We start from the raw sequence: 26055 nt of genomic DNA on the forward strand, positions 1-26055 counted from the left end.
GGTCATCGCGACGAGCTTGCCGCCCTGCTGCTCCTTTTTGATGAGGGCCATCTTGTCCTCGGGGGTGGCCTCGGCGAGGAAGTCGTCGACGCCGGACTCCTCCGCGATCGCCTTGGCCGTCAGCGGGTTGTCCCCGGTGATCATCACGGTGCGGATGCCCATCCGGCGCATCTCCTCGAACCGCTCCCGCATGCCCTGCTTGACGACGTCCTTGAGGTGGATGACGCCGAGGGTGCGGGCCGGCTCGCCGCCGCGGCGGACGGCGACCACGAGCGGGGTGCCGCCGGAGGAGGAGACGGCGTCCACGATGGACCCGACCTCGCTGGTGGGGTGCCCGCTGTGCGTGCGGACCCACTGCATCACCGCGGTCGCGGCGCCCTTGCGCACCTGCCGCCCGTCGACGTCGACGCCGGACATCCGCGTCTGCGCGGTGAACGGCACCCACACGGCGCCGGCGACGTCGCGCTCGCGCAGTCCGTGGTGCTCCTTGGCGTACACGACGATCGAACGGCCCTCGGGCGTCTCGTCGGCGAGCGATGACAGCTGCGCGGCCTCGGCCAGTTCCTGCGCGGTCACGCCGTCGACCGGCAGCAGGTTGCCCGCCTGGCGGTTGCCGAGCGTGATCGTGCCCGTCTTGTCCAGCAGCAGCGTGTTCACGTCGCCGGCCGCCTCGACGGCCCGGCCGGACATGGCCAGGACGTTGCGCTGCACCAGCCGGTCCATGCCCGCGATGCCGATCGCCGACAGCAGCGCCCCGATCGTGGTCGGGATCAGGCAGACCAGCAGGGCGACCAGGACGACGCCGGAGACCGGGCCGCCCGAGTAGACGGCGAGGGGCTGCAGGGTGACGACCGCGAGCAGGAAGATGATGGTGAGCGAGGCGAGCAGGATGTTCAGCGCGATCTCGTTCGGCGTCTTCTGCCGGTTCGCCCCCTCGACCAGGCCGATCATCCGGTCGATGAACGACTCGCCCGGTCGCTGCGTGATCTTCACGACGATCCGGTCGGAGAGCACCTTCGTGCCGCCCGTGACCGCCGACCGGTCGCCGCCCGACTCGCGGATGACCGGAGCCGACTCGCCGGTGATCGCCGACTCGTCGACCGAGGCGATGCCCTCGATCACGTCGCCGTCGCCGGGGATGATCTGCCCCGCCTCGACCACGACGACGTCGCCCTGCTGGAGCTCGCCCGCCGGGACCGTGCGGCCGTCGCGCAGTTGCGCGACGGTGTCCCGCTTCGCGCGCCGCAACGTGTCGGCCTGCGCCTTCCCGCGGCCCTCGGCGACCGCCTCGGCGACGTTGGCGAACAGCACGGTCAGCCACAGCCAGGCCGCGATCGCCCACGCGAACACGCCGGGATCCACGATCGCGAGCACGGTGCAGTAGATGGAGCCGATCTCGACGATGAACATGACGGGGTTGCGCCACAGCGTCGCCGGGTTGAGCTTTCGCAGCGCGTCGGGGGTGGACCGCAGGGTTGCGGCGACGTTCATCGGATGCCTTCCGCGAGGGGGCCGAGTGCGACGGCTGGGAGGTAGGTGAGCAGCACGACGACGACGGTGACGGCGACGACCATGCCGATGAAGAGGGGTTGGTACGTTTTGAGCGTTCCCGCGGACGCGGGGACCGGCTGCTGCCGGGCGAGGGAGCCGGCCAGGCCGAGGACGAAGATGATGGGCAGGAACCGGCCCAGCAGCATGCACAGGCCGAGCGCTGTGTTGTAGAAGGTTGTGTTGGCGCTGATGCCGGCGAACGCGGAGCCGTTGTTGTTCGACGCCGACGTGAACGCGTACAGGACCTCGGACAGGCCGTGCGGGCCGGGGTTGGCCATCGAGGAGCGCGCCGACGCCGAGCCCATCGCGGTCGCGGTGCCGACGAGGACCAGGGCCGGGGTCGTCAGCAGGTACAGCGACGCGAACTTGATCTCCCGTGCCCCGATCTTCTTGCCCAGGTACTCCGGCGTACGCCCGACCATGAGCCCCGCCACGAACACCGTGATGACGGCGAGGATGAGCATCCCGTACAGGCCGGAGCCGACCCCGCCGGGCGCGACCTCGCCGAGCATCATGTTCAGCATCGTCACCAGGCCGCCCAGCGCCGTGTACGAGTCGTGGAACGAGTTCACGGCGCCGGTCGAGGTCAGCGTGGTGGCCGCGGCGAACGTCGCCGACTGCGCCACCCCGAACCGGGTCTCCACCCCCTCCGTCGCCGCCCCGGCCGCGGCCGGCACGGTGCCGGCGTGGTGCAGCTGCAGGGCGCTGAGCGCGATGGTGCTGCCGATCGCCAGGATCGCCATGATGCCCGCGATCGCCAGGCCCTGGCGCCGGTCGCCGACCATCCGGCCGAACACCCGCGGCAGGCCGAACGGAATCAGCAGGATCAGGAAAATCTCGACCCAGTTCGTCCAGCCGGTCGGGTTCTCGAACGGGTGCGCGCTGTTGGCGTTGTAGAAACCACCGCCGTTGGTGCCGAGCTCCTTGATCGCCTCCTGCGACGCCACCGGACCGCCGGTGACGTGCTGCGCCGCGCCGGCCAGGGTCGTCACGTCGGTGCCGGCGGACAGGTTCTGCACCACACCGCCGGCGATGAGCACGAACGCGCCGAGGACCGCGACGGGCAGCAGGACACGCAGGCTGACCCGGACCAGATCGACCCAGAAGTTGCCGAGCTGGTCGGTCTTCGACCGGGTGAACCCGCGCACCAGTGCCACGGCAACCGACACACCGACCGCGGCGGAGACGAAGTTCTGCACCGCCAGCCCGGACATCTGCACCAGATGGCCCATCGTCGACTCACCCGAGTACGACTGCCAGTTCGTGTTCGTCACGAAGCTCACCGCAGTGTTCCAGGCCTGGTCCGGCTTGACCGGGTCGAACCCGAGACTGAGCCACAGCCGGTTCTGGAACCGCTGGAACAGGTACAGGAACAGAATCGACACCGCCGAGAACGCCAGCACACTGCGCGCGTAGACACCCCACGACTGCTCACCCGCAGGGTTGACGCCGACCACGCGGTACACGATCCGCTCGGCACGCAGATGACGCGGGGCGGTGATCGCCCGGTACGTGTAGTCGCCGAACGGCCGGTACACCAGTACCAGGGCTGCGACCAGCGAAACGATGAACAGCACGCCCGCCATCGTTGGGCTCATCAGAACCGCTCCGGAAACAGTAGGGCCGCAATCAGAAACGCGGTCAGGACGACCGCGAGGACGAGACCGACAAGGTTCTCGGCACTCACAGCCGCTCCACCGCCCGCACCGCCAGGCCGAGAACCACGAACGCCGCGATCGTCAGCAACAGAAACCACACATCAGCCACTGGGACTTGCCTCCTTTCGCCGTAGAGCCAGGTGCGCACACGCCGCACGGCGAGGCGGAGCGCGTCCGCCGGGCCGTCCCGGGCCGGCGTGCCGAGCCGGTGCACCAGGAACCCGTCGAGCACGGTCCAGGCGATCGCCGCTGTCGGCGGCGAGGGTGAGGCCGGCCGGTGCGGCGTTGCGCCGCACCGGCCACCATGTCCCGTTCATCTCGCACCCGTTTCGACACCCGCTGCGCTTCCGCCGCAAGTGAAGACCGGGCGTCCTACCCGGCCCGGGGCTCTTGATGCTTTCCCTATGCCGGACCCGCGATTTCTTGGACGCGCTCTCAACGCGTGCATGTTTCATCGCCGCCACGCGGTCGGCGGCGGGTCGGGTCCCGGCCGGTTGCCCCGGTTTCGAAAATTCCTGTAAGTCGATGTCTGACACCAGGAGGTGGATCAATGGGAAATCGGCATTGGGTGGCGGCGCTCGCCACGGGCGCCGTCGCCGCCGGGGCCGCGCTCAGCGCGATCGGGCCGGCCGCGGCCGCCGCCGGCTGCCGCGTGACCTACACCGTGACCAGCCAGTGGACGGGCGGCTTCGGGGCCAGCGTGAGCCTGACGAACCTGGGCGACGCCGTGTCGACCTGGCGGCTCGGGTGGGCCTTCGCCGCGGGGCAGACCGTCCAGCAGCTGTGGAATGGCACCGTGACCCAGACCGGGGCCCAGGTCAGCGTGGCCAACGCGGCCTGGAACGGCAGCCTGGCCAGCGGCGCGACCGTCTCGTTCGGCTTCAACGGGTCGTGGACCGGATCGAACCCGGTGCCGACCGCCTACACCCTGAACGGCACGGCCTGCAACGGCCCCGTCCCGCCGGGGTCGCCCTCGCCCTCGGCGTCGGCGTCGTCGTCGAAGCCGGCGTCCCCCTCGGCATCGGCGTCGTCGTCGAAGCCGGCGTCCCCGTCGGCGTCGGTGTCCACGCCGCCGGCCGGCCTGGCCCAGGTGTACACCCCCGGCCGGGTCCGGACCGTTGACGGCGTCATGCAGTACACCTGGCCGGGCGTCTACTTCGAGGGCCGGTTCCGCGGCACCGGCGTCGGCGTCGCCCTCAACGACTCCAACAACGACTACGTGGTGCAGGTCGACGGCGCGACCGTCGCGACGCTTGTCACCCCCGGCCGGACCACCTACTGGGTGAACAACCTCAGCAACGCCGAGCACACCGTCCGGCTGGCGAAGCGTACCGAGAGCCCGTGGGCGGCGGGCGAGTTCTCCGGCTTCGTCGCCGCGCCCGGTGGGGCGATCCTGAGCCGGCCCGCGGCACGCCCCCGGCAGGTCGAGCTCATCGGCGACTCGTGGACCGCCGGCTACGGCAACATGTCCACCACCCGCGACTGCAGCAGCAACGGCGGCGTCACCCGCAACTCCAACGCCGACTCCGCCTTCGGCGCCCTCGCGGCCAAGGGCCTGGGCGCCGACTACCAGACCATCGCCTGGTCGGGGCTGGGCATGGTGCGCAACTACGGCGGCCAGAACACCGCGACCAGCTTCCGCAGCTACTACGACACCGACCTCCAGGCGCTGTACAACAGCGCCGTCTGGCCGAACCCGGGCACCTGGAAGCCGCAGGTGGTCGTCGTCGGCCTCGGCATCAACGACTTCTCCACCGCGCTCACGGCGGGTGAGCCCTGGGCCACGGTCGACGCGCTCGCCGCCGACTACCGCACCGCCTACCTCGCGTTCATCGCCACGCTGCGGGACCGGTACGGGCCGGACACGTACATCGTGCTCACCTACCCCGACCTGTCCTACATCACCACCGCGTTCGCGAGCTCCGTGCAGCAGATCGTGCAGACCCGCGCCGGCCAGGGCGACGCCCGGGTCCGCAGCCTGTACTACGACGACAACGCGCTGGGCCTGGACCACCTCGGCTGCGACTGGCACCCGTCGCTGCACGACGACCGGATCATCGCCGGCGCGCTCACGACGTTCATCAACGGCCTGCCGCTGACCTGGTAGGTACCCGCCGGGGCGAGACGGCGCGAGGCCGACCCGCCCCGGCGACCGGGGCCGCCACCCGGCAGAATTCGGGGGTGCAGCAACTCAGCGCCACAGGCGTGGACCGGATCCTCGACGAGGCCCGCAACGGCATCCGGCGGTACACCCCGCACGAGACGGAGGCGGCGCGCCGGCGCGGCGCACTCGTCGTCGACACGCGAACCGAGACCCAGCGGGCCGAGACCGGCGAGCTGCCCGGGGCGATCGTCATCGACCGCACCGTGCTCGAGTGGCGCCTCGACCCCGCGAGCGACGCGCGCATCGAGGAGGCGGCCGGGTACGACGTCGAGGTCGTGGTCGTGTGCCGGCAGGGGTACAGCTCCAGCCTGGCGGCCGAGAGCCTGCGGCGGGTGGGGCTGCACCGGGCGACCGACCTGGCCGGCGGGGTGGAGGCGTGGCTGGCCGCGGGCCTGCCGCTGCACCGCGGCCCGGCCGACGTCCGCCGCTGACGAGCCCGGCCCGCGGAGGGTTACCGGGCCCCCGGCGGGGTAGCCGGGCCCCGGTGACGAACGCCTACTGGGACGACGACCCCGGCGCGGACAATCCGCTCGACGACCTGATCGCCCGGTTCTTCGCCGGTCCGGCCGACCGCTCGGGCCGCCGGATCGACCTCGGCCGGCTCATGAGCCAGGAGGCTCGCGACCTCATGCTGGACGCGGCCCGCTATGCGGCCGACTCCGGCGACGACGACCTGGACACCGTGCACCTGCTGTGGGCGATCCTGCAGCGCGAGCCGCTGCGCCAGGTGCTCGGCCGGGCCGGGGGCGACCCCGACCAGCTCGGGCAGGTGCTGGACGTGCACCGCCAGCACGGGCCCGCCCGGCCCATGGGCAGCACGTCGGCGCTGTCGCCGGCCACGAAGCGGGCCCTGTTGCAGGCGCACCAGCTGTCCCGGGCCGGCGGCGCGTCGTACATCGGGCCCGAGCACATCCTGCTCGCGCTGTCGCTCAACCCGCAGTCGACCGGCGGCGAGCCGCTCGCCGGGCAGCGGGTGACGCCGGAGTCGCTGCGCGACGCGATCAACCAGCCGGCGCCGGGCGCCCCGGCCGGTGCCCGCGCCGGCGGTCCGGCGCACGGCGACACCCCGACGCTGGACCGCTACGGCACCGACCTCACCGCGTCCGCCCGCGAAGGCCGGATCGACCCGGTCATCGGGCGGGCCGGCGAGATCGACCAGTGCGTCGAGGTGCTGGCCCGGCGCACCAAGAACAACCCGGTGCTCATCGGCGAGGCCGGCGTCGGCAAGACCGCGATCGCCGAGGGGCTGGCCCAGCGCATCGCCGACGGGGACGTGCCGCGCACGCTGACCGGCAAGCGCCTGGTCCAGCTCGACCTGACCGGGCTGGTCGCCGGCACCCGGTACCGCGGCGACTTCGAGGAGCGGCTCAAGACGCTCATCGAGGAGGTGCGCCGCCACAGCGACGAGCTGATCCTGTTCATCGACGAGGTCCACACCGTCGTGGGCACCGGGAGCAGCGGCGAGACCGGCGGGGCCGACGCCGCGAACATGCTCAAGCCGGCCCTGGCCCGCGGCGAGCTGCACGTCATGGGCGCGACCACCCTGGACGAGTACCGCCGCTACATCGAGAAGGACGCGGCGCTCGAGCGGCGCTTCCAGCCGGTCCTGGTCCCCGAGCCGTCGGTGCCGGACACCGTCGAGATCCTGCGCGGGCTGCGGGACCGCTACGAGGCCCACCACGGCGTGCGGTTCCGCGACGAGGCGCTCGTCGCCGCGGCCGACCTGTCCAGCCGGTACCTCACCGACCGGTTCCTGCCCGACAAGGCGATCGACCTCATCGACCAGGCCGGCGCCCGGGTGCAGCTGCGCGCGCTGGCCCCGGCCACCGACACGCGCGACCTCGAGGCCCGGCTGGAGCAGCTGGTGCGCGACAAGGACCAGGCGGTCGCCCAGGAGCAGTACGAGCACGCCAGCGCCCTGCGCGACCGGGTCCACGAGCTGCGGGCGCGCATCGAGCGGGCCGCCACCGGACCGGCCCGGCCCGGCGAGGTCACCGCCCAGGACGTCGCCGAGGTCGTGTCCCGCGCCACCGGCATCCCCGCCGCGCAGCTCACCGAGGAGGAGCGGCAGCGGCTCGGCCGGCTCGAGGAGCGGCTGCACCGGCGGCTGGTCGGCCAGGAGGACGCGGTGCGGTCGGTGGCCGAGGCCGTGCGCCGGTCGCGGGCCGGGCTCGGCGACCCCGGCCGGCCGATCGGCAGCTTCCTGTTCCTCGGCCCGACCGGCGTGGGCAAGACCGAGCTGGCCCGCGCCCTCGCCGAGGCCCTGTTCGGCGACGAGCACCGGATGATCCGGCTGGACATGAGCGAGTTCCAGGAGCGGCACACGGTCAGCCGCCTCGTCGGGGCGCCGCCCGGCTACGTCGGCTACCAGGAGGCCGGGCAGCTCACCGAGGCGGTGCGCCGCCGCCCGTACAGCGTGGTCCTGCTCGACGAGATCGAGAAGGCCCATCCGGACGTGTTCAACCTCCTGCTGCAGGTGCTCGACGACGGCCGGCTCACCGACAGCCAGGGCCGCACCGTCAGCTTCCGCAACACCGTGCTGATCATGACGAGCAACCTCGGCTCCGAGCTGCTCACCGCCGGCGGCCCGGCGCTCGGCTTCACCGCCGGCGGCGAGGGCGCCGACCGCGACGACGGCGAGGTGCGCGACCGGGTCCTGCGCCGGCTGCGGCAGGAGCTGCGCCCGGAGTTCCTCAACCGCATCGACGAGGTCGTCATCTTCGCCCGGCTCACCGCCGGGCAGCTGGGCGAGATCACCCGGCTGCTGCTCGAGCTGACCCGGCGGCGCCTGCAAGCCCAGGACGTCACCGTGGAGTTCACGCCGGCGGCGGTGGACTGGATCGCCGAGCACGGCCACGAGCCCGAGTTCGGCGCCCGGCCGCTGCGGCGCACCATCCAGCGCGAGGTCGACAACCGGCTCTCCGAGATGCTCCTCACGGGCCGGCTGGACCGGGGCCAGCACGTGCGGGTCGACGCCGACGGCGGCGCCCTCCGCTTCGACACGTCCGAGGCTCAGGCGCAGGCCGCCCGCTGAGAACCGCCCCGGGACCACGTGTCCGCTGGGAGCGTGAACCTGTCCGACCGGCGGCGGCGGTACGGTCGCGGTGCGGGCGAGGATCGTCGCATGTTCATCGCGATTCTCGATTTCCGCACCGCCGCCGCCGACCGGCCCGCGGCCCTCGCCCAGCTCGAGTCCGAGCGCGACCAGATCCGCGCCATGCCCGGCAACATCGCCTTCCGGGTCTACGCCTCCCGGGAGGACGACGCCACCGTCACCGTCGTGCACGAGTGGGAGGATGAGGAGGCGTTCGCGCCGTACCTCGCCTCCGAAGCCTTCACGCGCTCCGGCGCGGTGCTCCGCCCGATGATGACCGACGCGCCGGTGAGCCGGCGCTTCCACGCCGAACTGCTGGAGACGGTGGCCTGAGATGACCCGGCAGGCGTACAGCTTCGTGCGCACCTTTGCGCCCGAACCCGCGCGCGAGCTGTGCGTCGACCGGCACTACCTGCTCTGCGCCTCCGCCGGTGCCCTCCGGCTGGAGGCGCAGGGCCAGGCCTGGCTGCTGCCACCGGCCCGGGCGGCGCTCATCGAGGCCGGCCGCCCCATCCAGGTGAGCCTGCCGCAGCCGGTCACCACCGCCTCCGTGCTCTTCGACACCGCGTTCACCCCGCCGCCGGCCGCGCCGCTGGCCGTGTTCGACCTCTCCCCGCTCGCGCGGGCCCTGGTCGCCGAGTGCGGCGCGTGGGGCCCGGGCGACGAGCCGCTCATCCCCTACGCCGCGGCGCTGTTCACGGCCCTGGCCGCGGTCGCCTGGCGCCTCGCCGAGACGCCGAGCCCGGTCGTCGTGCCGGCCGGGCGCTCCCCCGAGCTGCGCCGTGCCCTGCGGCTCACCGAGGAGCGCCTCGGCGAGCAGGTCCGCTTCGAGGACATCGCCGCCGCGGTCGGCCTCGCGCCCCGGTCCCTGGCCCGCCGCTTCGAGGACGAGACCGGCCTCACCTGGCGCGCGGCCCTGCGCCGGATGCGCGTCATGCGGGCGATCGAGGAGCTCGCGGCCGGCGACGCGCCGGTCACGAAGATCGCGTTCGCGGTCGGGTACACGTCGCTGTCGGCGTTCAACGCGGCGTTCCGCGAGCTGACCGGCCGCTCGCCGACGCAGTACCGGGACAGCTTCGTTTAGCCGATGAGCGCGCAGCCGATCTTGGTTGACGCGCGGCATTCGTGTGCGCTCACTGCGCAACGTTCGGCATCGCCCGATTTTGTAGGCGAATTTCGGTGCAGGACACCAGGACAGCGACTCAATCGATTTGACCTGCGGCAGTGCTGTTCGGCGTCCTAGGTCCGCCACCCAGTGCAAACGATCCGACCAGAGCGCCGGCCACGACCAGCGCCGTACATACGATGAGTGCAAGGCGGTAGACGGTCATGGGGCCGTACCAATCACTTTGAATAAGTTGGCCAATAATCAGACCGCAACTCACCACGCCGGATACAGATAGGGCCACACCGACCAGGCGACGTTTGCTGTCATCTCGTTCCCATGCCATTTGACTGACTATGCACGCGAATGAACCGTACATGCAGGCATCGAATGCCTCGCGGTTCGCCGGAGCGTTGGCGGGGAAGCGGAAGATGACAACGACAAGGGCCACAAATGTGAGGCCACCGAATATGATCGGCGCTATCCGAGGAGGCTCAACTCTCTGGCGCAAGTCATTGACCAGCAAGAACAGGCTGAAAGCCAGGCCGATCACGCTCAGGAGAGTCCGAACGAAGTCGCGTCCGTCTCCGCTCGGGAGTATGGCCCAGAAGGTTTCTACAACAAGCGGCGCAACGAGCGCGGGAAGCGCGAAGGACCGTCCGCCGCCGCGCACGACGCGGATCGCGACCACGAAGACTGCGGCAACCACGGCGAGACCTTCGGAAGCATCCAGAAGGTTGTATTCCGGCGGGGCCAGTTCCCATATACAGGTGAGAACGGCGAGCGCGAGCATCAACCACGCCGTCACTGCCGTCCACCGCGGAGTTGCGCCATGCACCGACGGCGGCACTGATACGCCACGCCCCGAAGGGGCGGTTGGCAACGATCCGGGGCCGGTTTCTGCTGGCGGACTTCCAGCCGCACCAGCTGGCTTGGCCGACGACGCGACGGATAGGTTACGTGAGGGGGCGCCCACTCGATGCGCCTTTGTCGCTGCGGTCTGAACGGACCGCGAGGCCTCGACCGGTTCCACTGGCCTGGGCGCGATGGCGACGGTCGAGGCCGTCGAAGAACCTGCACCGGTCGGCGCCGCAACCGCGTTGGCAGTGCCAGCATTGGCTGACTGCCCATCGGCATCGACCGGGTGTGTGGATGCCGACGGGCTGGCTGCAAGCGTGGTCGGTGGTGCCACGAGTTCCTGCAGGCTGCCGTATGCCACGACGAGTTCGGGCTGCTCGATGACGACCGGCGCGACGCCCAGCGCCCGCTGCAGCAGCGTGCTGATCTGGGGAATGCGGCTGGATCCACCGACGAGGAATACGCCGGCCAGTCGGTCCGAAGTAACGCCGCTGGTGAACAACGTGGCTGTGGTCAGCGCGACAGTGCGGTCCAGGTACGGCCGGGCGATCTCCTCGAACTCCTCCCGGGTGATGTGCGTATCGTGGTCCACCAACGGAATCGGCAGGCCAGCACTGCTGGCTCGAGTCAACTGCTCCTTCACCGCCCTGGCGTCGTCCCACAGTTGCCGACGGGCCCGAAATTCGGTGGTACTGCTGGGGCTGGTGAGCCGATTCCAAGTTTCGGCGTCGTTGGCATTGCGACGCAGCCAGTCCACGATTGCCGCATCCAAGTCCACGCCGCCCACGTCGTCGAGCCCGGCCGCTGCGGCGACCTCCCAGCCGCCGTCGGGCTGGCGGCGCACGACACTGATGTCAAAGGTGCCCGCACCGAAGTCGTAGACCACAACCGCATGACCAGCGTGCACCTGGTGGCCGAGAACCGTGGTGAAGTACGCTGCCGCGGCAACCGGCTCGGCGATCAGCCGAACCTTGCCCAACCCGGCTGTATCAGCAGCAGCCGTGAGCAACGATTGGCGATTCGGTCCCCAGCCGGCCGGGTGGGTGAGCACCACCTCCGCTGGTGACTCGCCCAACGCTCGCCGGGCATCAGCCAGCACCCGGGCGAACACGGCCCCGATCGCGTCCGTCACCGGCACCTCGGACCCACCCAGCAACAGTGCGCCATCATCGATACGCCGTTTGGGGTTCGGCTCGTAGTGTGCGGGACTCATGCGACCGGCCCGCTCCGCATCACGTCCTACAAGCAACCGGCCGCTGTCCGCGAACACCCCAGAAGCAAGCAGCGGAGAGGAGTCGAACAGTAGCGCCTCGGTACGGCCACCCGGCTGCGCGATTACCGCGACCGTGTGTGAGGTACCGAAGTCGACACCCAACCACGCAGATGCTGCTACCACGCTGAGTATCTAAGTGAGTCGTACCGGCGGACCGGTAGTCGGGCGAAGAGACCAAGATTCGTGGCCAGGTGGCCACTGGCGGCCGGCGCCCGCGAAGGCGCTCAACGGGCACCTGCCACGCGGCCCGCCCAAGCATGCGGCACAAGGGCACGTTGCCAGAAGTCAGCGGGGTCGATTCGTTTGGCCGCTCAACGCACAGCCGCGAACGGGCGATCTTGGCATTCGCCGTGCCGCGGATCGGGCGCGGACCCGGCCGCTCGTCGGGACGGGAAACCGGTGCTGTCCGCGACCGGCACAGCGTTACCGTGACACGGCGGCCATCAGCGCTCCGTCATCCACGCGCGCGCATGGTTTCGCAGGCCCGCCTGATGCCCTCGTAGCCGGTGCACCGGCACAGGTTCGACGTCAGCAGCTCGCGCAGGCGCTCCGGGTCGTCGAAGACCGCCGGGTCCGACTCCAGGGCGCCGGTCGCCAGCATCAGGAAGCCCGGCGTGCAGAAGCCGCACTGCAGCGCGTGCTCGGCCGAGAACGCCGCCTGCAGCGGGTGGTCGAGGCCCTCCACGGTGCGGACCCGGGCGCCGTCGCACTGCACCGCGAACATCAGGCACGAGCGCACCGCGTCGCCGTCCACGAGTACCGTGCACGCGCCGCAGACGCCGTGCTCGCAGCCGAGGTGGGTGCCGGTGAGGCCGCAGTCCTCGCGCAGGGCGTCGGCCAGGGTGCGCCGCGGCGGCACGTCGAGCTCGTACGCGCGGTCGTTGACGGTCAGGGTGATGCGCACGTCAGTCTCCGTCCCGCGCCTGCAGCAGGGCCCGGCGCACCAGCACGGCCGCGGCGTGGCGCAGGTAGTCGGCGTCCGCGTACGGCTGCGGCCGCGGGTCGGCGTCGTCCCGTGCGGCCGCGGCGGCCCCGGCGATCGCGGCGTCGTCCAGCGGCCGGTCCCGCAGCGCCGCCTCCGCGCCGGTCGCGCGGACCGGGCGCTCGGCCGCGTTGACCAGGCCGATGCGCGCGGCGGTGACCCGGCCCCCGGCGAGCGTCACCGCCACGAGGGCGGCCAGCTGGGCGAAGCTGGCGTGGGTGCGCCGGTGCTCGGCGAAGCCGACGCTCGTTCCGGGCGGCAGCAGTGGCAGGTGTACCGCATGCAGCAGCTCCCCCGGCCGGCGCACGGTCGCGAACGGCCCGGTGAAGAAGTCGGCGGCGGCGACGCTGCGGCTCCCGGCGGCGGCGACGAGCTCGAGGCGGGCGTCGAGCGCGACGGCGACCGCGGGCCACTCGGCGGCCGGGTGGGCGTAGGCGAGGCTGCCGAGCATGGTGCCGCGGGCCCGGATCGGCGGATGGGCGATGTGCCGGGCCACCCGGCGCAGCAGGTCGCCGAGCGCACCCACGGCGGCCGCCCGCTCCCCGGTCCCGGGCCGCAGCGCCGCGACCGCGCCGGCCGCGAAGGCGCGGTGCCGCACGAGCGGGCCGATCCGCAGCGCGCCGTCGAGCACCTCGAGGCGGTCGAAGCCCGGCACCCGGTTGATGTCGACGAGCCGCGCTGGCCGCCGGGTGCGGTAGTTCATCTCCAGCACCAGGCTCTGCCCGCCGGCAAGCACGTGGGTGTCGCCGTCGGCGAGCGCGGCGACGACGTCCCCGGTGCTGCGGGCGGCCACGTAGTCGAACGGGGCGGGCTTCATCGGGCGGCACTCCAGCACGTGTACGGCGTCAGCGGCATCTGCAGGGCGGCCGGGTCGTCCAGGCCGAGCGCGTCGGCGACGGCGTTGACGATCGCCGGGGGCACGCCGATGCAGCCGGCCTCGCCCGCGCCCTTGGCCCCCAGCGCGGTGTTCGGGTTCGGCGTGCAGGTCTCGGCCAGGCGCAGCGGCGGCAGCTCGGAGACGGTCGGCAGCAGGTAGTCGAGCAGGCTCACGGCGCCCGGGCGGCCGTCGGCGTCGTAGCGCGCGTCCTCGTACAGCACCTGCCCGAGGCCCTGCGCGATGGAGCCGTACCCCTGCCCGGCGACGATGAGCGGGTTGACCACGACGCCGTAGTCGTCGACCGCGACGAGCTCGAGCACGGCGACGCCGCCGAGCTCCGGGTCGACCTCGACGACGGCCGCGTAGGCGCCGAACGGGAACGCCTCCGGCGGGTCGAGCGTCTCCTCGGCCCGCAGCGGGGCGAGGGCGGCGAGCGTGACCGAGCGCGGGCCGGCCACGAGCGCGCCGGCCCGGTACTCGACCTGCGCCACCGGCACCGCCAGCGCCTCGGCGGCCCGCTGCCGCGCGGTGTCCACGAGCCGGGCCGCGGCCCGGTGCAGGGCGGCGCCGCCGGTCTGCATCGAGCGGCTGGCGTACGAGCCGATCCCCTGCGGTACCAGTGCCGTGTCCTTCTCCACGAGCCGCACCCGCTCCGGTTCGACGCCCAGCACGTCGGCGACCACCTGCGGGAAGGACGTCTCGTGGCCCTGGCCGGTGCTGCAGCAGCCGGACACGGCGACGAACGTGCCGTCCGGGCACGCCTCGACGGCCCCGTACTCCTCCCCCGACCCGGAGCGCTCGACGTACGTGCACAGGCCGATGCCGATCGGCCGGCCCCCGGCGGCCCGGCGGCGGGCCTGCTCGGCGCGCCAGTCCTCCACCTTCAGCTCGGCGAGCGCCACGCCGAGCGCGGTCGCGTAGTCGCCGCTGTCGTAGGTGAACCCGGTGGGCGTGGCGTACGGGAAGGCGGTGATGAAGTTGCGCCGGCGCACCTCGGCCGGGTCGAGGCCGAGCCGGCGGGCGAGCACCTCCACGGTGCGCTCGATCGCCGCGGCCGCCTCGGGGCGACCGGCGCCGCGGTACGGGGCCGTGGGCGCGGTGTTCGTGACGACCGCGCGGGTGCGCACGTGCACGTGTTCGATGGCGTACGCGCCGGTCGCCATCATCGACGTGGCCATGGGCATGAACGAGCCGGTGTGCGGGTAGCCGCCGACGTCGGCGTCGACGTGCAGCTCGTAGGCGAGGATGCGGCCGTCGGCGGCGGCGGCGAGCCGGACGCGCTGGTTCTGCCCGCGCCCGTGCGGCGGCCCGGCGAGCGCCTCCGCGCGGTCCTCGAGCCAGCGCACCGGGCGGCCGAGGCGGCGGGCGGCGGCGACCACGGCGAGGTACTCGGGCCACGTCTCGCTCTTGCCGCCGAACGCCCCGCCGACGTCGGGCACGATCACCCGGACCCGGGCCGGTTCGAGCGCGAACGCCCCGGCGAGGTCGCGGCGCAGCCGGTGCGGGGCCTGGTGCGACGCCCAGACGGTCAGGCCGCCGTCGGGCTCGGGGCGCGCGAGGATCGCCCGGGGCTCGATGGAGGTGTGGATGAGCAGCTGCTGGCGGTACCGCGCCTCGACCACGATCGCCGCGGCCCGCCACACCTCGTCCGGGGCGGCCGCGCCGAACTCCCGCTCGACGGCCACGTTGCTCAGACCGGCGAACAGGTGCACGTCGCTCGCGGCCGCCTCCGTCGGGTCGAGCAGCACCGGCAGCGCGTCGATCCGCACGCCGGCCGCGTCGCGCCCGTCCTCGGCGAGGTACCGGTCGGCGGCGACCACGATCGCGACCGGCTCGCCGTAGTAGCGCACCCGGTCCGTGGCCAGGGCCGGCCACGGGCGCCCCTCGATCGAGCCGGGGTCCAGCATCGGCGGGGTCGGCGGCAGGTACGGCAGGTCGGCGTGCGCCCACGCGCCCACGACCCCGGGTACCTCGCGCGACCGGCTCAGGTCCACGCCCCGCAGTTCCCCGTGGGCGACGGTGCCGCGCACGAACGCCGCGTCGAGGCACCCCTCGACGCGGACGTCCGCGACGTACTGCCCGGCCCCGCGCACGAGCCGCGCGTCCTCGCGGCGGGGGATCCGGGCACCGATCATGCGACCCGCCTACCCCCGCGCCGGTGCCGCAAACGACTGGCGGACGCGGAGGACCTCGGCGACCGACCAGGCCTGGAACGGGCAGCCGGTGGCCGCGTGCGGGGCGTCCCCGTCCGCGGTCTCCGACACCGAGCCCAGGCCCCACTCGCCGAGGTGCAGCTCGAGGCCGTCGAGCAGGCCGTCGGACACAGACGACGTCGGTGGAGACCCGGCCGGCTCGCTGCGGCTCTGTTGCTCGGCGCCGGTGCGGCGGGCGGCGTCGGCGAAGGGCCCGATCAGCCATGGCCAGACCGTGCCCTGGTGGTAGGCGTGGTCGCGCTCGTACGGGCCGCCGCGGTGCACGCCCTTGTAGGCCGGGTCGGACGCGGCCAGCGAGCGCAGGCCGAGCGAGGTGAGCAGCGGCCGGCACGCCTCGACCGGGGCCGCGTCGCGGATCGGGGCGTGCGGCAGCGACACGGCGAGGAGCTGGTTCGGCCGGACCGCGGGGTCGTCGCCGGCGGGGCCGTCCACGACGTCGTAGAGCCCCGCGCCGCCCGGGCGCACGAAACGGCGCCGGAACGACGCCGCGGCACGGTCCGCGGCCGCGGCGAACTCCCGGTCCCCGAGCAGCTCCCCGGCGGTCGCCAGCGCCGAGATCCACAGGGCGTTGATCTCGACCGCCTTGCCCTGCCGCTCGGTGACCGGGCGGCCGTCGACCCGCGCGTCCATCCAGGTGAGCGCGAAGCCGGGCTTGCCCTGGGTGAGCAGCCCGTCGGCCGGGTCGGCGGCGATGCCGTAGCGCGTGCCGTCGCGGTGGCGGGTCAGGATCTCCCGCATCGGGCCGGCGAGCGCGTTCACCGTGTCGGGGTCGCCGGTGGCCGCGGCGTAGCGGCCGATCGCGTGCACGAACCACAGCGCCGCGTCGGCGGTGTTGTACTCCAGCGTGCCGGTGTCGGCGGTGTTGGCCAGCATGCCCTCCGACACCGTGGCGCCGGCCCGCAGCAGCACGGCGCGGGCGTCGTCGAGCCGGTTGGTGCTCAGGAACAGCCCCTCGAAGGACGTCATGAGGTCGCGGGACCACTCCCCGAACCACGGGTAGCCCGCGACCGCCGACGGCCCGGTGGGGGTGTCGACGACGAACTGGTCCGCGGCGAGAGCGAGCTGCCGGCCCACCGGGTCGCTCGCGCCGGCCTGCCGGGCGACCTTGCGGGCCCGTTTGCGCGCGGCGACGACGAGGCCGGCCGCAGTGGGCACGGCGCGGTCGAGGGGGCCCGCGGCCGCGGTGACCTCCGCGGTACCGCCGGCCTCCAGCTCCGCCGTGAAGTGCCCGGCGGCCCAGAGGTCCTCGGCCGCGTTGAGGCCGCGGGCCGCCTCCTCGCGGGCGTACACGCCCCGGTACCAGTCGCCGCCGGGCCGCCAGTCCGGGCCGGTGACCCGGTAGGCGTCCTCGAAGGCGAAACCGCCCGCGGCCGGGGTCACCCGCGGGTCGCCGGCCGCGGTGCGCTCGCCGTGCGCGTCCCGCCACGTGCACAGCGGCGTGAGCTCCAGCGTGATCGGGCGCGGCGCCCGCAGTACCGTGAACACGACCCCGACCGCGGCCCGCCCGTGGGCCATCGCGATCTCGCGCTGGACGACCACGTCGCCGAGGTCCCAGCGCCAGCAGGGCACGCCCTCGTCGAGGCGGAACTCGGCCAGGTGCACGTGCCCGGCCGGGTCGACGGTGCCGCCAGCCCACTCGTCGGTGCCCAGGCGCACCACCCGATCGCCGATCCGCACGACGGGCTCGAGCGCGGCCAGGCCGAGCTGCCGGGCGCCGCCGCCGGACGCGGCGACCACGAGCAGCCCGTGGTAGCGCCGGGTGCGCAGCCCCGAGACGGTGCCCATCGCGTAGCCGCCGAGCCCGTCGGTCACCAGCCACTCGCGGGTGCTCGCGGCCTCGAGGTCGCCGCAGATCTGCCGTCCGAACGTGATCATCGCGGCGCCCCCGGGCGCGCCACGAGCTCGGCGAGCAGGCCGGTCCAGCCGGTCTGGTGCATCGCGCCGAGCCCGGCGCCGTTGTCGGCGTGGAAGTACTCGAAGAACAGCAGGTTGTCGCGCCAGTTCGGGTCGTGCTGGAGCTTGTCGACCCCGCCGAAGGCGGGCCGGCGGCCGTCCTCTCCGCGGCGGTACAGCGAGAGCATCCGCTGCCGCAGATCCTCGGCGATATCGCCGGCGGTGAGCATCCGGCCCGAGCCCGTCGGGTACTCGACCTTCACGGCGCCGCCCAGGTTGGCGTCGTAGTCCGCGAGGGTCCGCATGACGAGGTAGTTCAGCGGCATCCACAGCGGGCCGCGCCAGTTGGAGTTGCCGCCGAACATGCCGGTCGTGGACTCCGCCGGCTCGTAGCCGACGGTCGCGGTCCAGCCCGGCAGGTCCACGCTGAACGGGTGCTCGGCGTGCCACCGCGACAGGGCGCGCAGCCCGTACGGCGACAGGAACTCGTCCTCGTCGAACAGGTGCGGCAGGACGCGGCGCACCCGCCCGGCCCCGGCCACCCCGACACCCACGAACCGGCCGCCGTCCTCGGTGTGGATGACGTGCTCCTCGGGGATGTCGGCGAGGCTCTTGCTCCGCGCCCGGACCCGCTGGAAGTCCTCCTCCCGCAGCGTCTTGGTCGCGAACAGCGGGATGATGCCGACCATCGAGCGCACCCGCAGCGGCACCGCGGAGCCGTCCGGGCCGCGCAGCATGTCGTAGAAGAAGCTGTCCTGCTCGTCCCACAGCGCGCTGCCGCGCATCGCCTCGGTGATGAGCGCGAAGTGCTCGAGGAACTTGATGACCAGGTCGTCCAGCGCCGGGTTGTGCTGGGCCAGCTCGCGCGCCATCTCCAGCAGGTTCAGGCAGTAGAACGCCATCCACGCCGTGGCGTCGGACTGCTCCAGGGTGTACCCCGGCGGCAGGTGCGACCGGTCGATCGGGCCGATGTTGTCCAGCCCGAGGAACCCGCCCTCGAAGAGGTTCTTGCCCCCGGCGTCCTCGCGGTTGACCCACCAGGTGAAGTTCAGCACGAGCTTGGAGAAGATCCGGGTCAGGAACTCGATGTCACGCCGGCCGTCGATCTCGAACACCTGCAGCGCGGCCCACGCCTGCACCGGCGGGTTGAGGTCCTCGAACGCCCACTCGTAGGCGGGGATGGCCCCGTTGGGGTGCTGGAACCACTCGCGGCACAGCAGGAGGAGCTGGTACTTCGCGAAGGCCGGGTCGAGGTGCGCCAGCGCGACGGCGTGGAAGGCCGAGTCCCAGGCGGCGAACCACGGGTACTCCCACGGGTCCGGCATCGACATGACGTCGGCCGCGTCCAGATGCCGCCAGCCGGCGTTGCGCCCCTGCCGCCGCCCGGGCGGGGGTGGCGGCTGCGCGGGGTCGCCGGCCAGCCACTGGGCCACGTCGTAGTGGTAGAACTGCTTGCCCCAGATCATCCCGGCGAAGCCCTGCCGCATGATCATGGCGTCCTCGGCGCTGGTCCCCTTCGGGGTCAGGTCGGCGTAGAACGCGTCGGCCTCCTGCCGCCGCTGCTGCAGCGTCTTCTTGAAGGCGGGGCCGAACGCCTTCGGGTCGGCCTTCGGGGCGAGGCGGAGGTTCAGCTCGACGGTCTCGCCGGGGCCGATGTTCAGCTGGTACCAGAAGGCGGCCTTGGTGCCCTCGCCGGCCGGGTTGACGGTGGGGGCGCCGTGCAGGACGTGGTCGTTGATGCCGTCCTTGGGGTACGGCACCGCGGGGCCGGCGCCGAAGAGCCGCTCGGCGTTGGTGTCGTTGTCGCAGTACAGCTGCTGCGGTTGCCCGTCGGCCTGCAGCACCATCGAGCCGGCGCTTATCGCCCGCCGGTCGGAGGTGAGCCGCGGCCGCTCGCCGTCCGGGCCCCAGGACCAGGTGTTGCGGTACCACAGCGTCGGCAGCACGTGCAGGGGCGCGGCGTCGGGCCCGACGTTTGTGATGCGGACCTGGATGCACAGGTCGTCCGGGTCGGCCTTGGCGTAGTCGGCCTCGATCACGAAGTACCGGTCGTCGTCGAAGACGCCGGTGTCGAGCAGCTCGTACTCCGGCTCCTCGCGCCCGCGCCGCCGGTTCTCGGCCACGAGGTCCTCGTACGGGAACGCCGCCTGCGGGTAGTGGTAGCGCCACCGCATCCAGCTGTGGCTGGGGGTGGCGTCGAGGTACCACCAGTACTCCTTGGCGTCCTCGCCGTGGTTGCCCTCGTTGCCGGTGAGCCCGAAGATGCGCTCCTTGAGGATCGGGTCCCGCTCGTTCCAGAAGGCCAGCGCGAAGCACAGCCGCTGCCCGGCGTCGCAGACCCCGGCGAGCCCGTCCTCGCTCCAGCGGTACGCCCGGGAACGGGCATGGTCGTGCGGAAACGCCTCCCACGCCGCCCCGCCGTCGCTGTAGTCCTCGCGCACGGTCCCCCACGCGCGCTCGCTCAGATAGGGCCCCCATCGATACCAGGGGCTCGCCTGGGCCAGCCCGTCCTCGGGCCGCCCGACCGTGGCCACCCGCTCCCGCTCCGGATTGCTCATGCTTCCAGGCGACCACGCCCGGCGCCGGGGCGACGACACCCGGCGGGTGGGAGCCGTGTCAGGGCGGTGGCGGAGGCGTGTCAGGCCACCGGCCGATGCTCCTCGCATGAGTAGTTCGGCGATCGCGGCCACGGGGCTGCGGAAATCATTCGGGGAGAAGGTCGTGCTCGACGGCATCGACCTCGACGTCCCCACGGGCTCCATCTTCTCCCTGCTCGGCCCGAACGGGGCCGGCAAGACGACCGCGGTCAACGTGCTGACCACGCTGATGACGGCCGACGGCGGCACGGTGCGCATCGCGGGGCACGACGTCACCACCGAGACCAAGGCGGTACGCGGGCTCATCGGCGTCACCGGCCAGTTCTCCGCGGTCGACGAGCTGCTGACCGGCCGCGAGAACCTCGAGCTGATGGCCGACCTGCGGCGGGTGCGCCCGTCCGGCCCGGTCGTCACCGGGCTGCTGGAGCGCTTCGACCTGGCCGAGGCCGCGGGCAAGCTCGCCTCGACGTACTCCGGGGGCATGCGGCGCAAGCTCGACCTGGCGATGACCCTGGTCGGCGGCCCCCGGATCATCTTCCTGGACGAGCCGACCACCGGGCTCGACCCGCGCAGCCGCCGCACGATGTGGGACATCGTCCGCGACCTCGTCGCCGGCGGCGTGACCATCTTCCTCACCACGCAGTACCTCGACGAGGCCGACCAGCTCGCCGACCGGATCGCGGTGCTCGACCAGGGCCGCGTGGTCGCCGAGGGCACGGCCGCGGAGCTCAAGCGCCGTGTCCGGGGCAGCCACGTGCGCCTCCGGTTCCCGGACCGCACCCAGCTCGACGCGGCGGCGCGGGTGCTGCCCGACGCGACCCGCGACGAGCAGGACCTGACCCTGCGGGTGCCCGGCGACGGCGACGTCCGGTCGCTGCGGGCCCTGCTCGACCGGCTCGACACCCACGAGATCGGCATCGAGGAGTTCTCGGTGCACACCCCTGACCTGGACGACGTCTTCCTGGCCCTGACGGGCCGCGCGAGCACGGAGGTGACCGCATGAGCGCCGTCGCCGATTCGACGATCATGCTCCGACGCAACTTCAAGCACACGGTCCGCAACCCGGTCACCGTGTTCAACGCCGTGCTGTTCCCCATCGTGATGGCGCTCATGTTCGTGTACGTGCTCGGGGGCGCGTTCGACGTCGGCGTCAAGTACATCAACTACGTGACGCCGGGCCTGATCGTGATGGCCATCAGCTACGGGCTGGGGGCGACCGCGACGGCCGTCAACGCCGACATGACCACCGGCGTCATCAACCGGTTCAAGGTGATGGACGTCTCCCGCGCCGCCGTGCTGACCGGTCACGTCGTCGAGACGACCCTGCGGGCGCTCGTGGCCGTGGCGGCCATCGTCGGGGTGGCGTTCGCGATGGGGTTCCGCCCGGACGCGGGGTTCGCCGACTGGCTCGGCGTGGCCGGCCTGGTCCTGCTGCTGGCGTTCGCGGCGAGCTGGATCACCGTGGCGCTGGGGCTGGCCGCCAAGAGCGCGGAGTCGGCGGGGCTGGGCACGGTACCGCTGATCATGCTGCCGTTCCTGAGCAGCGCCTTCTCGCCGGCCGAGAAGATGGGGGCCGGGGTGAAGCAGTTCGCCGAGTACCAGCCGTTCACGCCCATCATCGAGACGCTGCGCGGGCTGCTGATCGGGACCCCGTCGACGGGGTCGGCGATCCAGGCGGTGGCCTGGTGCGCCGGGATCGGCCTGGTCGGCTACCTGTGGGCGCTGCGCAGTTTCAAGCGGCGAGCGTAACCGCGGCAACCTCCGCCCAGTCCGCCTGGGCCCCCTCCTGAGCCGCCTCGGCGTACCTCGTGTCGCCGAGGCGGCGCCGGGCCTCCCGCTCCACGCGGCTCCGGTCCGGGTTCGCCCGGTCCGGCAGCCCGAGCACCGCGGCGCCCGCCCCCAGCAGGCGCGCGGCCTGCTCGGGCTGGTCGCGGCGCAGGGCCAGGTCCGCGACCCCGACCAGGACGTCGGCGATCGCGCGCAGGTACCCGGCCTCGGCCGCCGCCGCGCAGGCCGCCGCGCGGTGCGCCCGGGCCTCGTCGAGGTCCTCGGCCAGATAGCCGAGCAGGTCGTGGCTCGCCGCCCGGTTGTGCGCCCACTCCGCCTCGGGGCCGAGGAGGGCCGTCGCGACGCCGAGCTGCCGGCGGGCCTCGTCGGCGGCACCGCCCCAGACCGCGAGCCGCGCCTTGCTCAGGGCCAGGTCGGCCAGCGCGTCGGGCCAGGTGACCCGCGCGGCGTACCGGTCCGCCTCGGCGATCGCGGTCGCGGAGGCCTCCTCGTCGCCCATCAGCCGGTACAGCAACGCCTGGCGCGAGCGCATCCGGATGATGTCCTCGACCGCGCCGACCTCGGCGATGACCGCGACCGCCTGCTCGTAGTGCTCGCAGGCGCCGGCGAACTCGCCGCGGGTGGCGATGCGCTCGGCCAGCTCCGACAGCGCGAACTGGATGCCGAACCGCTCGCCCAGGGCCTGGAACTCGGCCAGCGCCAGCTCGAGGTACGCGTCGGCGTCCCGGCCGCCGTGGCCGAGGATGATCCGCATCTTGCCCAGCTGCAGCCGGGCCAGGGCCCGGGCCCAGGGGTCGGCGGCGCGCAGCATCGGCTCGAAGGCGTCCCGGGCCTGGTCCGGCCCCTGCAGCATGCGCTCCAGCGGGGCGATGAACTGCAGCAGCTGGTCGCGCGACCCGGTGCGCCGCTGCAGCTCGCCGGCCTTGCGAATCCACTCGGCCGCGTGGGTCTCGTCGTTGCGCCCGCCGCTGGCGAACGTGCCCATCAGCGCGTACGCCCGGGCCCGCACCTCGTCCGGCACCTCGCCGGGCAGGGCCGTCGCCGCGGTGAGCAGCTCGATGCCCTCGGCCTTGTGCCCGGCCAGCCACCAGTACCAGCCGGCGCCCGCCCCGAGGCGCATCGCCGCGTGCGCGTCGCCGGCCGCGAGGGCCCCGCGCATCGCCGCGCCGATGTTGTCGTGCTCGGCCTCGAGGATCGCGAGCCACTCCAGCTGCTCGGCCCGGCGCAGGTGCGGGTCGGCGGTCTCGGCGAGCTCGATGCAGCACGCGAGGTGCGCCCGGCGGGCCAGGTCCTCCTCCCCCGCCTCCGCGAGCCGCTGCGCCGCGTACTCCTTGATCGTGCCGAGCATCCGGTACCGCGGCGCGTCGCCGGCCGCGATGACCAGCAGCGACTTCTCGGTCAGCGCGGTCAGCAGCTCGAGCACCTGCTCCGGCTCGACGCCCTCCCCGGCGCAGACCCGCTCCGCCACCTCCAGGCTCGCCCCACCGGCGAACACGGACAGCCGCCGCAGGACCATCCGCTCGGCGTCGCTGAGCAGCTCCCAGCTCCAGTCCACCACCGCGCGCAGCGTCCGGTGCCGCGGCAGCGCGGTGCGGCTGCCCCCGGTGAGCAGGCGGAACCGGTCGTCAAGCCGGTGCGCCAGCTGGTCGACGGTCATGGTGCGCAGCCGGGCCGCGGCCAGCTCGATCGCCAGCGGCACCCCGTCCAGCGCCCGGCACACCCGCGCCATCGCCGCCAGCGTCCTCGGGTCGGCCGCGATGTCCCGGCGTACGGCCCCGGCCCGGTCGCGCAGCAGCCGCACCGCCGGCGCGGACTCGATCTCGGCCGGCTCCGCGTCGCCGTCGGGCAGCCCCAGCGGCTCGACCGGCCACAGCGCCTCGCCGGTGATGCCGAGCGGCTCCCGGCTGGTGGCCAGGATGCGCAGCCGCCGGCACGCCCCGAGCACCCGGTCGGCGAGCGCCGCCGCGGCGTCGATCACGTGCTCGCAGTTGTCCAGGATCAGCAGCGTCTCGCGGTCCCGGACGGCGGCGATGAGCCGGTCGGTCAGGTCCGCGTTCGGCGCGTTGCCGAGCAGCGTGTCGCGCAGGCCCAGCCCCGCGATCGTCGCCTGAGCCACGTCGCCGTCGGCCCCGATGGCCGCGAGCTCCACGAGCCACGCGCCGTCCGGCAGATCGCCGAGCAGCGTCCGTGCGGTCTCCGCGGCGAGCCGGGTCTTGCCCGCCCCGCCCGGCCCGATCAGCGTCGTGAGCCGGTGCCCGGCGACGAGGTCCCGCACCGCCGCGACGTCGGCGTCCCGGCCGATGAAGCTGGTCAGCTCGGCCCGCAGGTTGGTCCGCGGACGCTCCTCCCGCCGCCCGAGCTCGCCCCGCAGGAGCGCGACGTGCACCGCCGACAGCTCCGGCCCGGGATCGACCCCGAGCGAGTCGGCGAGGGCCTCGCGGGTGCGCTGGTACACCAGCAGCGCCTCACTGTCCCGCCCGGCCGCGGCCAGCGCCCGGACCAGCGCCGCGACGAGCCGCTCACGCTCCGGATGCGCGGCGACGAGGTCGGTCAGCTCGGTGACGAGCGGGGCACCCTGCCCGTGCGCGGTCTCGCCCTCGTACAGATCCTCCAGAGCCGCCAGCCGCAGCCCGTCGAGCCGCGCGGCCGCCGCGTCGAACGCCATGCTGTCGACCAGCCCGACGTCCTCCATCGCCGCGCCGCGCCAGAGGGCAAGGGCCTCCCGGGCGCGCCCGGCCCCGAGGAGCCGCTCGAACCGCACCGCATCGACGGCGTCGGGGTCCAGCGTCAGCCGGTACCCGTCCGTCTGCCCCTCGATCGACCCGTCGGGCAGCACCTTGCGCAGCCGGGACACGAGCCGCTGGAGCGCGTTGGTGGCATCGGCGGGCGGCTGCTCCCCCCAGATCCAGTCGACGAGCGTCCCCTTGGGAACCGCGTGGCCGGGCCGCAGCGCGAGCGCCACGAGCAACCCACGCAGCCGCGCCCCCGGCACGTCGGCGACACCGCCGTCGTCCGCGCGAACCTCGAACGGTCCCAAGAGCCCGATTTGCACCTGGCGATTCTGCCACGCGCCGGTCGCCGGGCTCGCGGCCACATACTCCACGACGCTGTCCATATCGGACAGTAGTCACGGCGATACGGCGGGGCCCGCCGGAGGAGCCGCTGTCAGGTACACAAACCTCAGTCACGGCGGGATCGGGCACGCAAACTTCAAGAAAGCCAGGTTCCATCAGGCGCGAACCTGTCCGTTGCGGTGACCTGGCTCACGCGATGTCACAGCCTTTGACCGCGCGGTGTCTTGAGGCTGCACGGCCTTCGGAGACGCCCGGTCCACCTGGACAACGCAAGGAGCACCCCATGAACGTCGCTCTCTGGATCGCCGCAGGACTGCTGGCTCTGGTCGCTCTCGGCAGTGGCATCAGCAAGACCTTCCTATCCAAGGAAAGGCTCGCCGCGCAGCCAGGCGGCGAATGGACCCACAGCGTCAGCACCGGGTTCCTCAAGACCCTCGGTTGCCTGGAACTGCTGTCCGTCGTCGGCCTGATCCTGCCCGCAGTGCTCGACATCGCACCGGTCATGGTGCCGGTCACCGCCGCGTGCTGGGTCCTGCTCCTGACCGGCGCGATGATCGCACGCGGCCGGCTCGGCCAGGGCAAGCTCGTGGCGGGCGATGCCGCGTACTTCGCGATCGCCGTCTTCGTCGCCTACGGCCGCTTCGTCATCGAGCCGTTCTCCAGCTGACCAGAATGTCCAGCATTCCCGATCAAATGTAGGGCCAGTGCCCTGTCGGGGTTGCGGGCGTGGTGGCGGTTGGCGGCGGCGATGTTGGTGGCGCCGGCGAGGCGGAGCGCGCCGATGGCGGCGTTGCGGAGGGCGGCCATGACGTGCGGGCCGGTGCCGGGCCGGGTCGACCCCGGCGGCGGCTCGTGGCTGGTCGAGTTCCCGCGACCAGCGCGCACCCGTGACAACGCGCGGTCGGTGCTCGTCGGCCAGACCCACACC

Annotated in this window: 19 protein-coding genes and 1 pseudogene; 8 read left to right on the forward strand and 12 right to left on the reverse strand. The window is 73.0% G+C overall.

Going from position 1 to position 26055, the window contains the following annotated elements:
- From kdpB to AB0B76_RS55970, 4 genes are all read right to left on the reverse strand, one after another.
- The coding region (gene kdpB / locus AB0B76_RS55955; protein ID WP_360393699.1) for a potassium-transporting ATPase subunit KdpB at positions 1-1491 on the reverse strand (1491 nt) is incomplete at its 3' end.
- A complete protein-coding gene (gene kdpA, locus AB0B76_RS55960; RefSeq protein WP_360393702.1) occupies positions 1488-3149 on the reverse strand; it encodes a potassium-transporting ATPase subunit KdpA in 1662 nt (553 codons plus the stop codon). The genes kdpA and kdpB, both read right to left, overlap by 4 nt.
- Entirely contained in the window at positions 3149-3307 is a 159-nt protein-coding gene (locus AB0B76_RS55965; RefSeq protein WP_360393705.1) for a potassium-transporting ATPase subunit F, read from the reverse strand. Before AB0B76_RS55965 ends, kdpA begins: the two co-directional genes overlap by 1 nt.
- The gene (locus AB0B76_RS55970) at positions 3235-3441 is read right to left on the reverse strand and encodes a hypothetical protein (protein WP_360393749.1); all 207 of its coding nucleotides are present in this window, start codon (positions 3439-3441) and stop codon (positions 3235-3237) included. Before AB0B76_RS55970 ends, AB0B76_RS55965 begins: the two co-directional genes overlap by 73 nt.
- A 318-nt stretch (positions 3442-3759) precedes the next feature.
- Between AB0B76_RS55970 and AB0B76_RS55975 the strand changes: the two genes are divergently transcribed.
- From AB0B76_RS55975 to AB0B76_RS55995, 5 genes are all read left to right on the forward strand, one after another.
- Complete coding sequence (locus AB0B76_RS55975) at positions 3760-5316, forward strand: cellulose binding domain-containing protein (protein ID WP_360393708.1); 1557 nt, start codon at positions 3760-3762, stop codon at positions 5314-5316.
- 74 nt (positions 5317-5390) lie between these two features.
- A complete protein-coding gene (locus tag AB0B76_RS55980; RefSeq protein ID WP_360393711.1) occupies positions 5391-5804 on the forward strand; it encodes a rhodanese-like domain-containing protein in 414 nt (137 codons plus the stop codon).
- 53 nt (positions 5805-5857) lie between these two features.
- The gene (locus tag AB0B76_RS55985; protein WP_360393714.1) at positions 5858-8407 is read left to right on the forward strand and encodes an ATP-dependent Clp protease ATP-binding subunit; all 2550 of its coding nucleotides are present in this window, start codon (positions 5858-5860) and stop codon (positions 8405-8407) included.
- Between the two features lie 90 nt (positions 8408-8497).
- Positions 8498-8800 (forward strand): antibiotic biosynthesis monooxygenase, encoded by a 303-nt coding sequence (locus AB0B76_RS55990; protein WP_360393717.1) that lies wholly within the window; start codon positions 8498-8500, stop codon positions 8798-8800.
- Between the two features lies 1 nt (position 8801).
- Positions 8802-9551 (forward strand): AraC family transcriptional regulator, encoded by a 750-nt coding sequence (locus AB0B76_RS55995; RefSeq protein WP_360393720.1) that lies wholly within the window; start codon positions 8802-8804, stop codon positions 9549-9551.
- Positions 9552-9669: 118 nt separating this feature from the next.
- Here the strand turns inward: AB0B76_RS55995 and AB0B76_RS56000 are convergent, their stop codons facing one another.
- From AB0B76_RS56000 to AB0B76_RS56025, 6 genes are all read right to left on the reverse strand, one after another.
- Positions 9670-11805 carry an Hsp70 family protein gene (locus tag AB0B76_RS56000; RefSeq protein WP_360393723.1) on the reverse strand — a complete coding sequence of 712 codons (2136 nt, stop codon included), beginning with the start codon at positions 11803-11805 and terminating at the stop codon, positions 9670-9672.
- A 352-nt stretch (positions 11806-12157) separates the two neighbouring features.
- On the reverse strand, positions 12158-12607 hold the full coding sequence (locus AB0B76_RS56005) for a (2Fe-2S)-binding protein (protein WP_360393726.1): 450 nt from the start codon (positions 12605-12607) through the stop codon (positions 12158-12160).
- A gap of 1 nt (position 12608) precedes the next feature.
- Entirely contained in the window at positions 12609-13502 is an 894-nt protein-coding gene (locus tag AB0B76_RS56010; RefSeq protein WP_360393729.1) for an FAD binding domain-containing protein, read from the reverse strand.
- The gene (locus AB0B76_RS56015) at positions 13499-15697 is read right to left on the reverse strand and encodes a xanthine dehydrogenase family protein molybdopterin-binding subunit (protein ID WP_360393732.1); all 2199 of its coding nucleotides are present in this window, start codon (positions 15695-15697) and stop codon (positions 13499-13501) included. The genes AB0B76_RS56010 and AB0B76_RS56015 overlap by 4 nt, the downstream gene beginning before the upstream one ends.
- A gap of 9 nt (positions 15698-15706) precedes the next feature.
- Positions 15707-17650: an amylo-alpha-1,6-glucosidase gene (locus AB0B76_RS56020; RefSeq protein WP_360393734.1), complete on the reverse strand. Its 1944-nt coding sequence runs from the start codon at positions 17648-17650 to the stop codon at positions 15707-15709.
- Positions 17647-20226: a glucosidase gene (locus AB0B76_RS56025; RefSeq protein ID WP_360393737.1), complete on the reverse strand. Its 2580-nt coding sequence runs from the start codon at positions 20224-20226 to the stop codon at positions 17647-17649. Before AB0B76_RS56025 ends, AB0B76_RS56020 begins: the two co-directional genes overlap by 4 nt.
- Before the next feature lie 106 nt (positions 20227-20332).
- Here AB0B76_RS56025 and AB0B76_RS56030 point away from each other — a divergent pair, with 106 nt between their 5' ends.
- Both AB0B76_RS56030 and AB0B76_RS56035 read left to right on the forward strand, forming a co-directional pair.
- Complete coding sequence (locus AB0B76_RS56030; RefSeq protein ID WP_360393739.1) at positions 20333-21268, forward strand: ATP-binding cassette domain-containing protein; 936 nt, start codon at positions 20333-20335, stop codon at positions 21266-21268.
- Positions 21265-22014 (forward strand): ABC transporter permease, encoded by a 750-nt coding sequence (locus AB0B76_RS56035; RefSeq protein ID WP_360393742.1) that lies wholly within the window; start codon positions 21265-21267, stop codon positions 22012-22014. The genes AB0B76_RS56030 and AB0B76_RS56035 overlap by 4 nt, the downstream gene beginning before the upstream one ends.
- On the opposite strand, the gene AB0B76_RS56040 is transcribed toward AB0B76_RS56035, so the two are convergent.
- Positions 21998-25105 carry a BTAD domain-containing putative transcriptional regulator gene (locus tag AB0B76_RS56040; RefSeq protein WP_360393744.1) on the reverse strand — a complete coding sequence of 1036 codons (3108 nt, stop codon included), beginning with the start codon at positions 25103-25105 and terminating at the stop codon, positions 21998-22000. The two genes, AB0B76_RS56035 and AB0B76_RS56040, sit on opposite strands and share 17 nt — an antisense overlap.
- Positions 25106-25410: 305 nt before the next feature.
- Here AB0B76_RS56040 and AB0B76_RS56045 point away from each other — a divergent pair, with 305 nt between their 5' ends.
- Complete coding sequence (locus tag AB0B76_RS56045; protein WP_360393747.1) at positions 25411-25794, forward strand: DoxX family protein; 384 nt, start codon at positions 25411-25413, stop codon at positions 25792-25794.
- Here AB0B76_RS56045 and AB0B76_RS56050 read toward each other — a convergent pair.
- A pseudogene (locus tag AB0B76_RS56050) lies at positions 25758-25958 on the reverse strand (hypothetical protein); the annotation flags it as partial. The gene AB0B76_RS56045 and the pseudogene AB0B76_RS56050 overlap by 37 nt on opposite strands.
- Positions 25959-26055 lie beyond the last annotated feature (97 nt).

This window comes from Dactylosporangium sp. NPDC049140 (genome assembly GCF_040648435.1).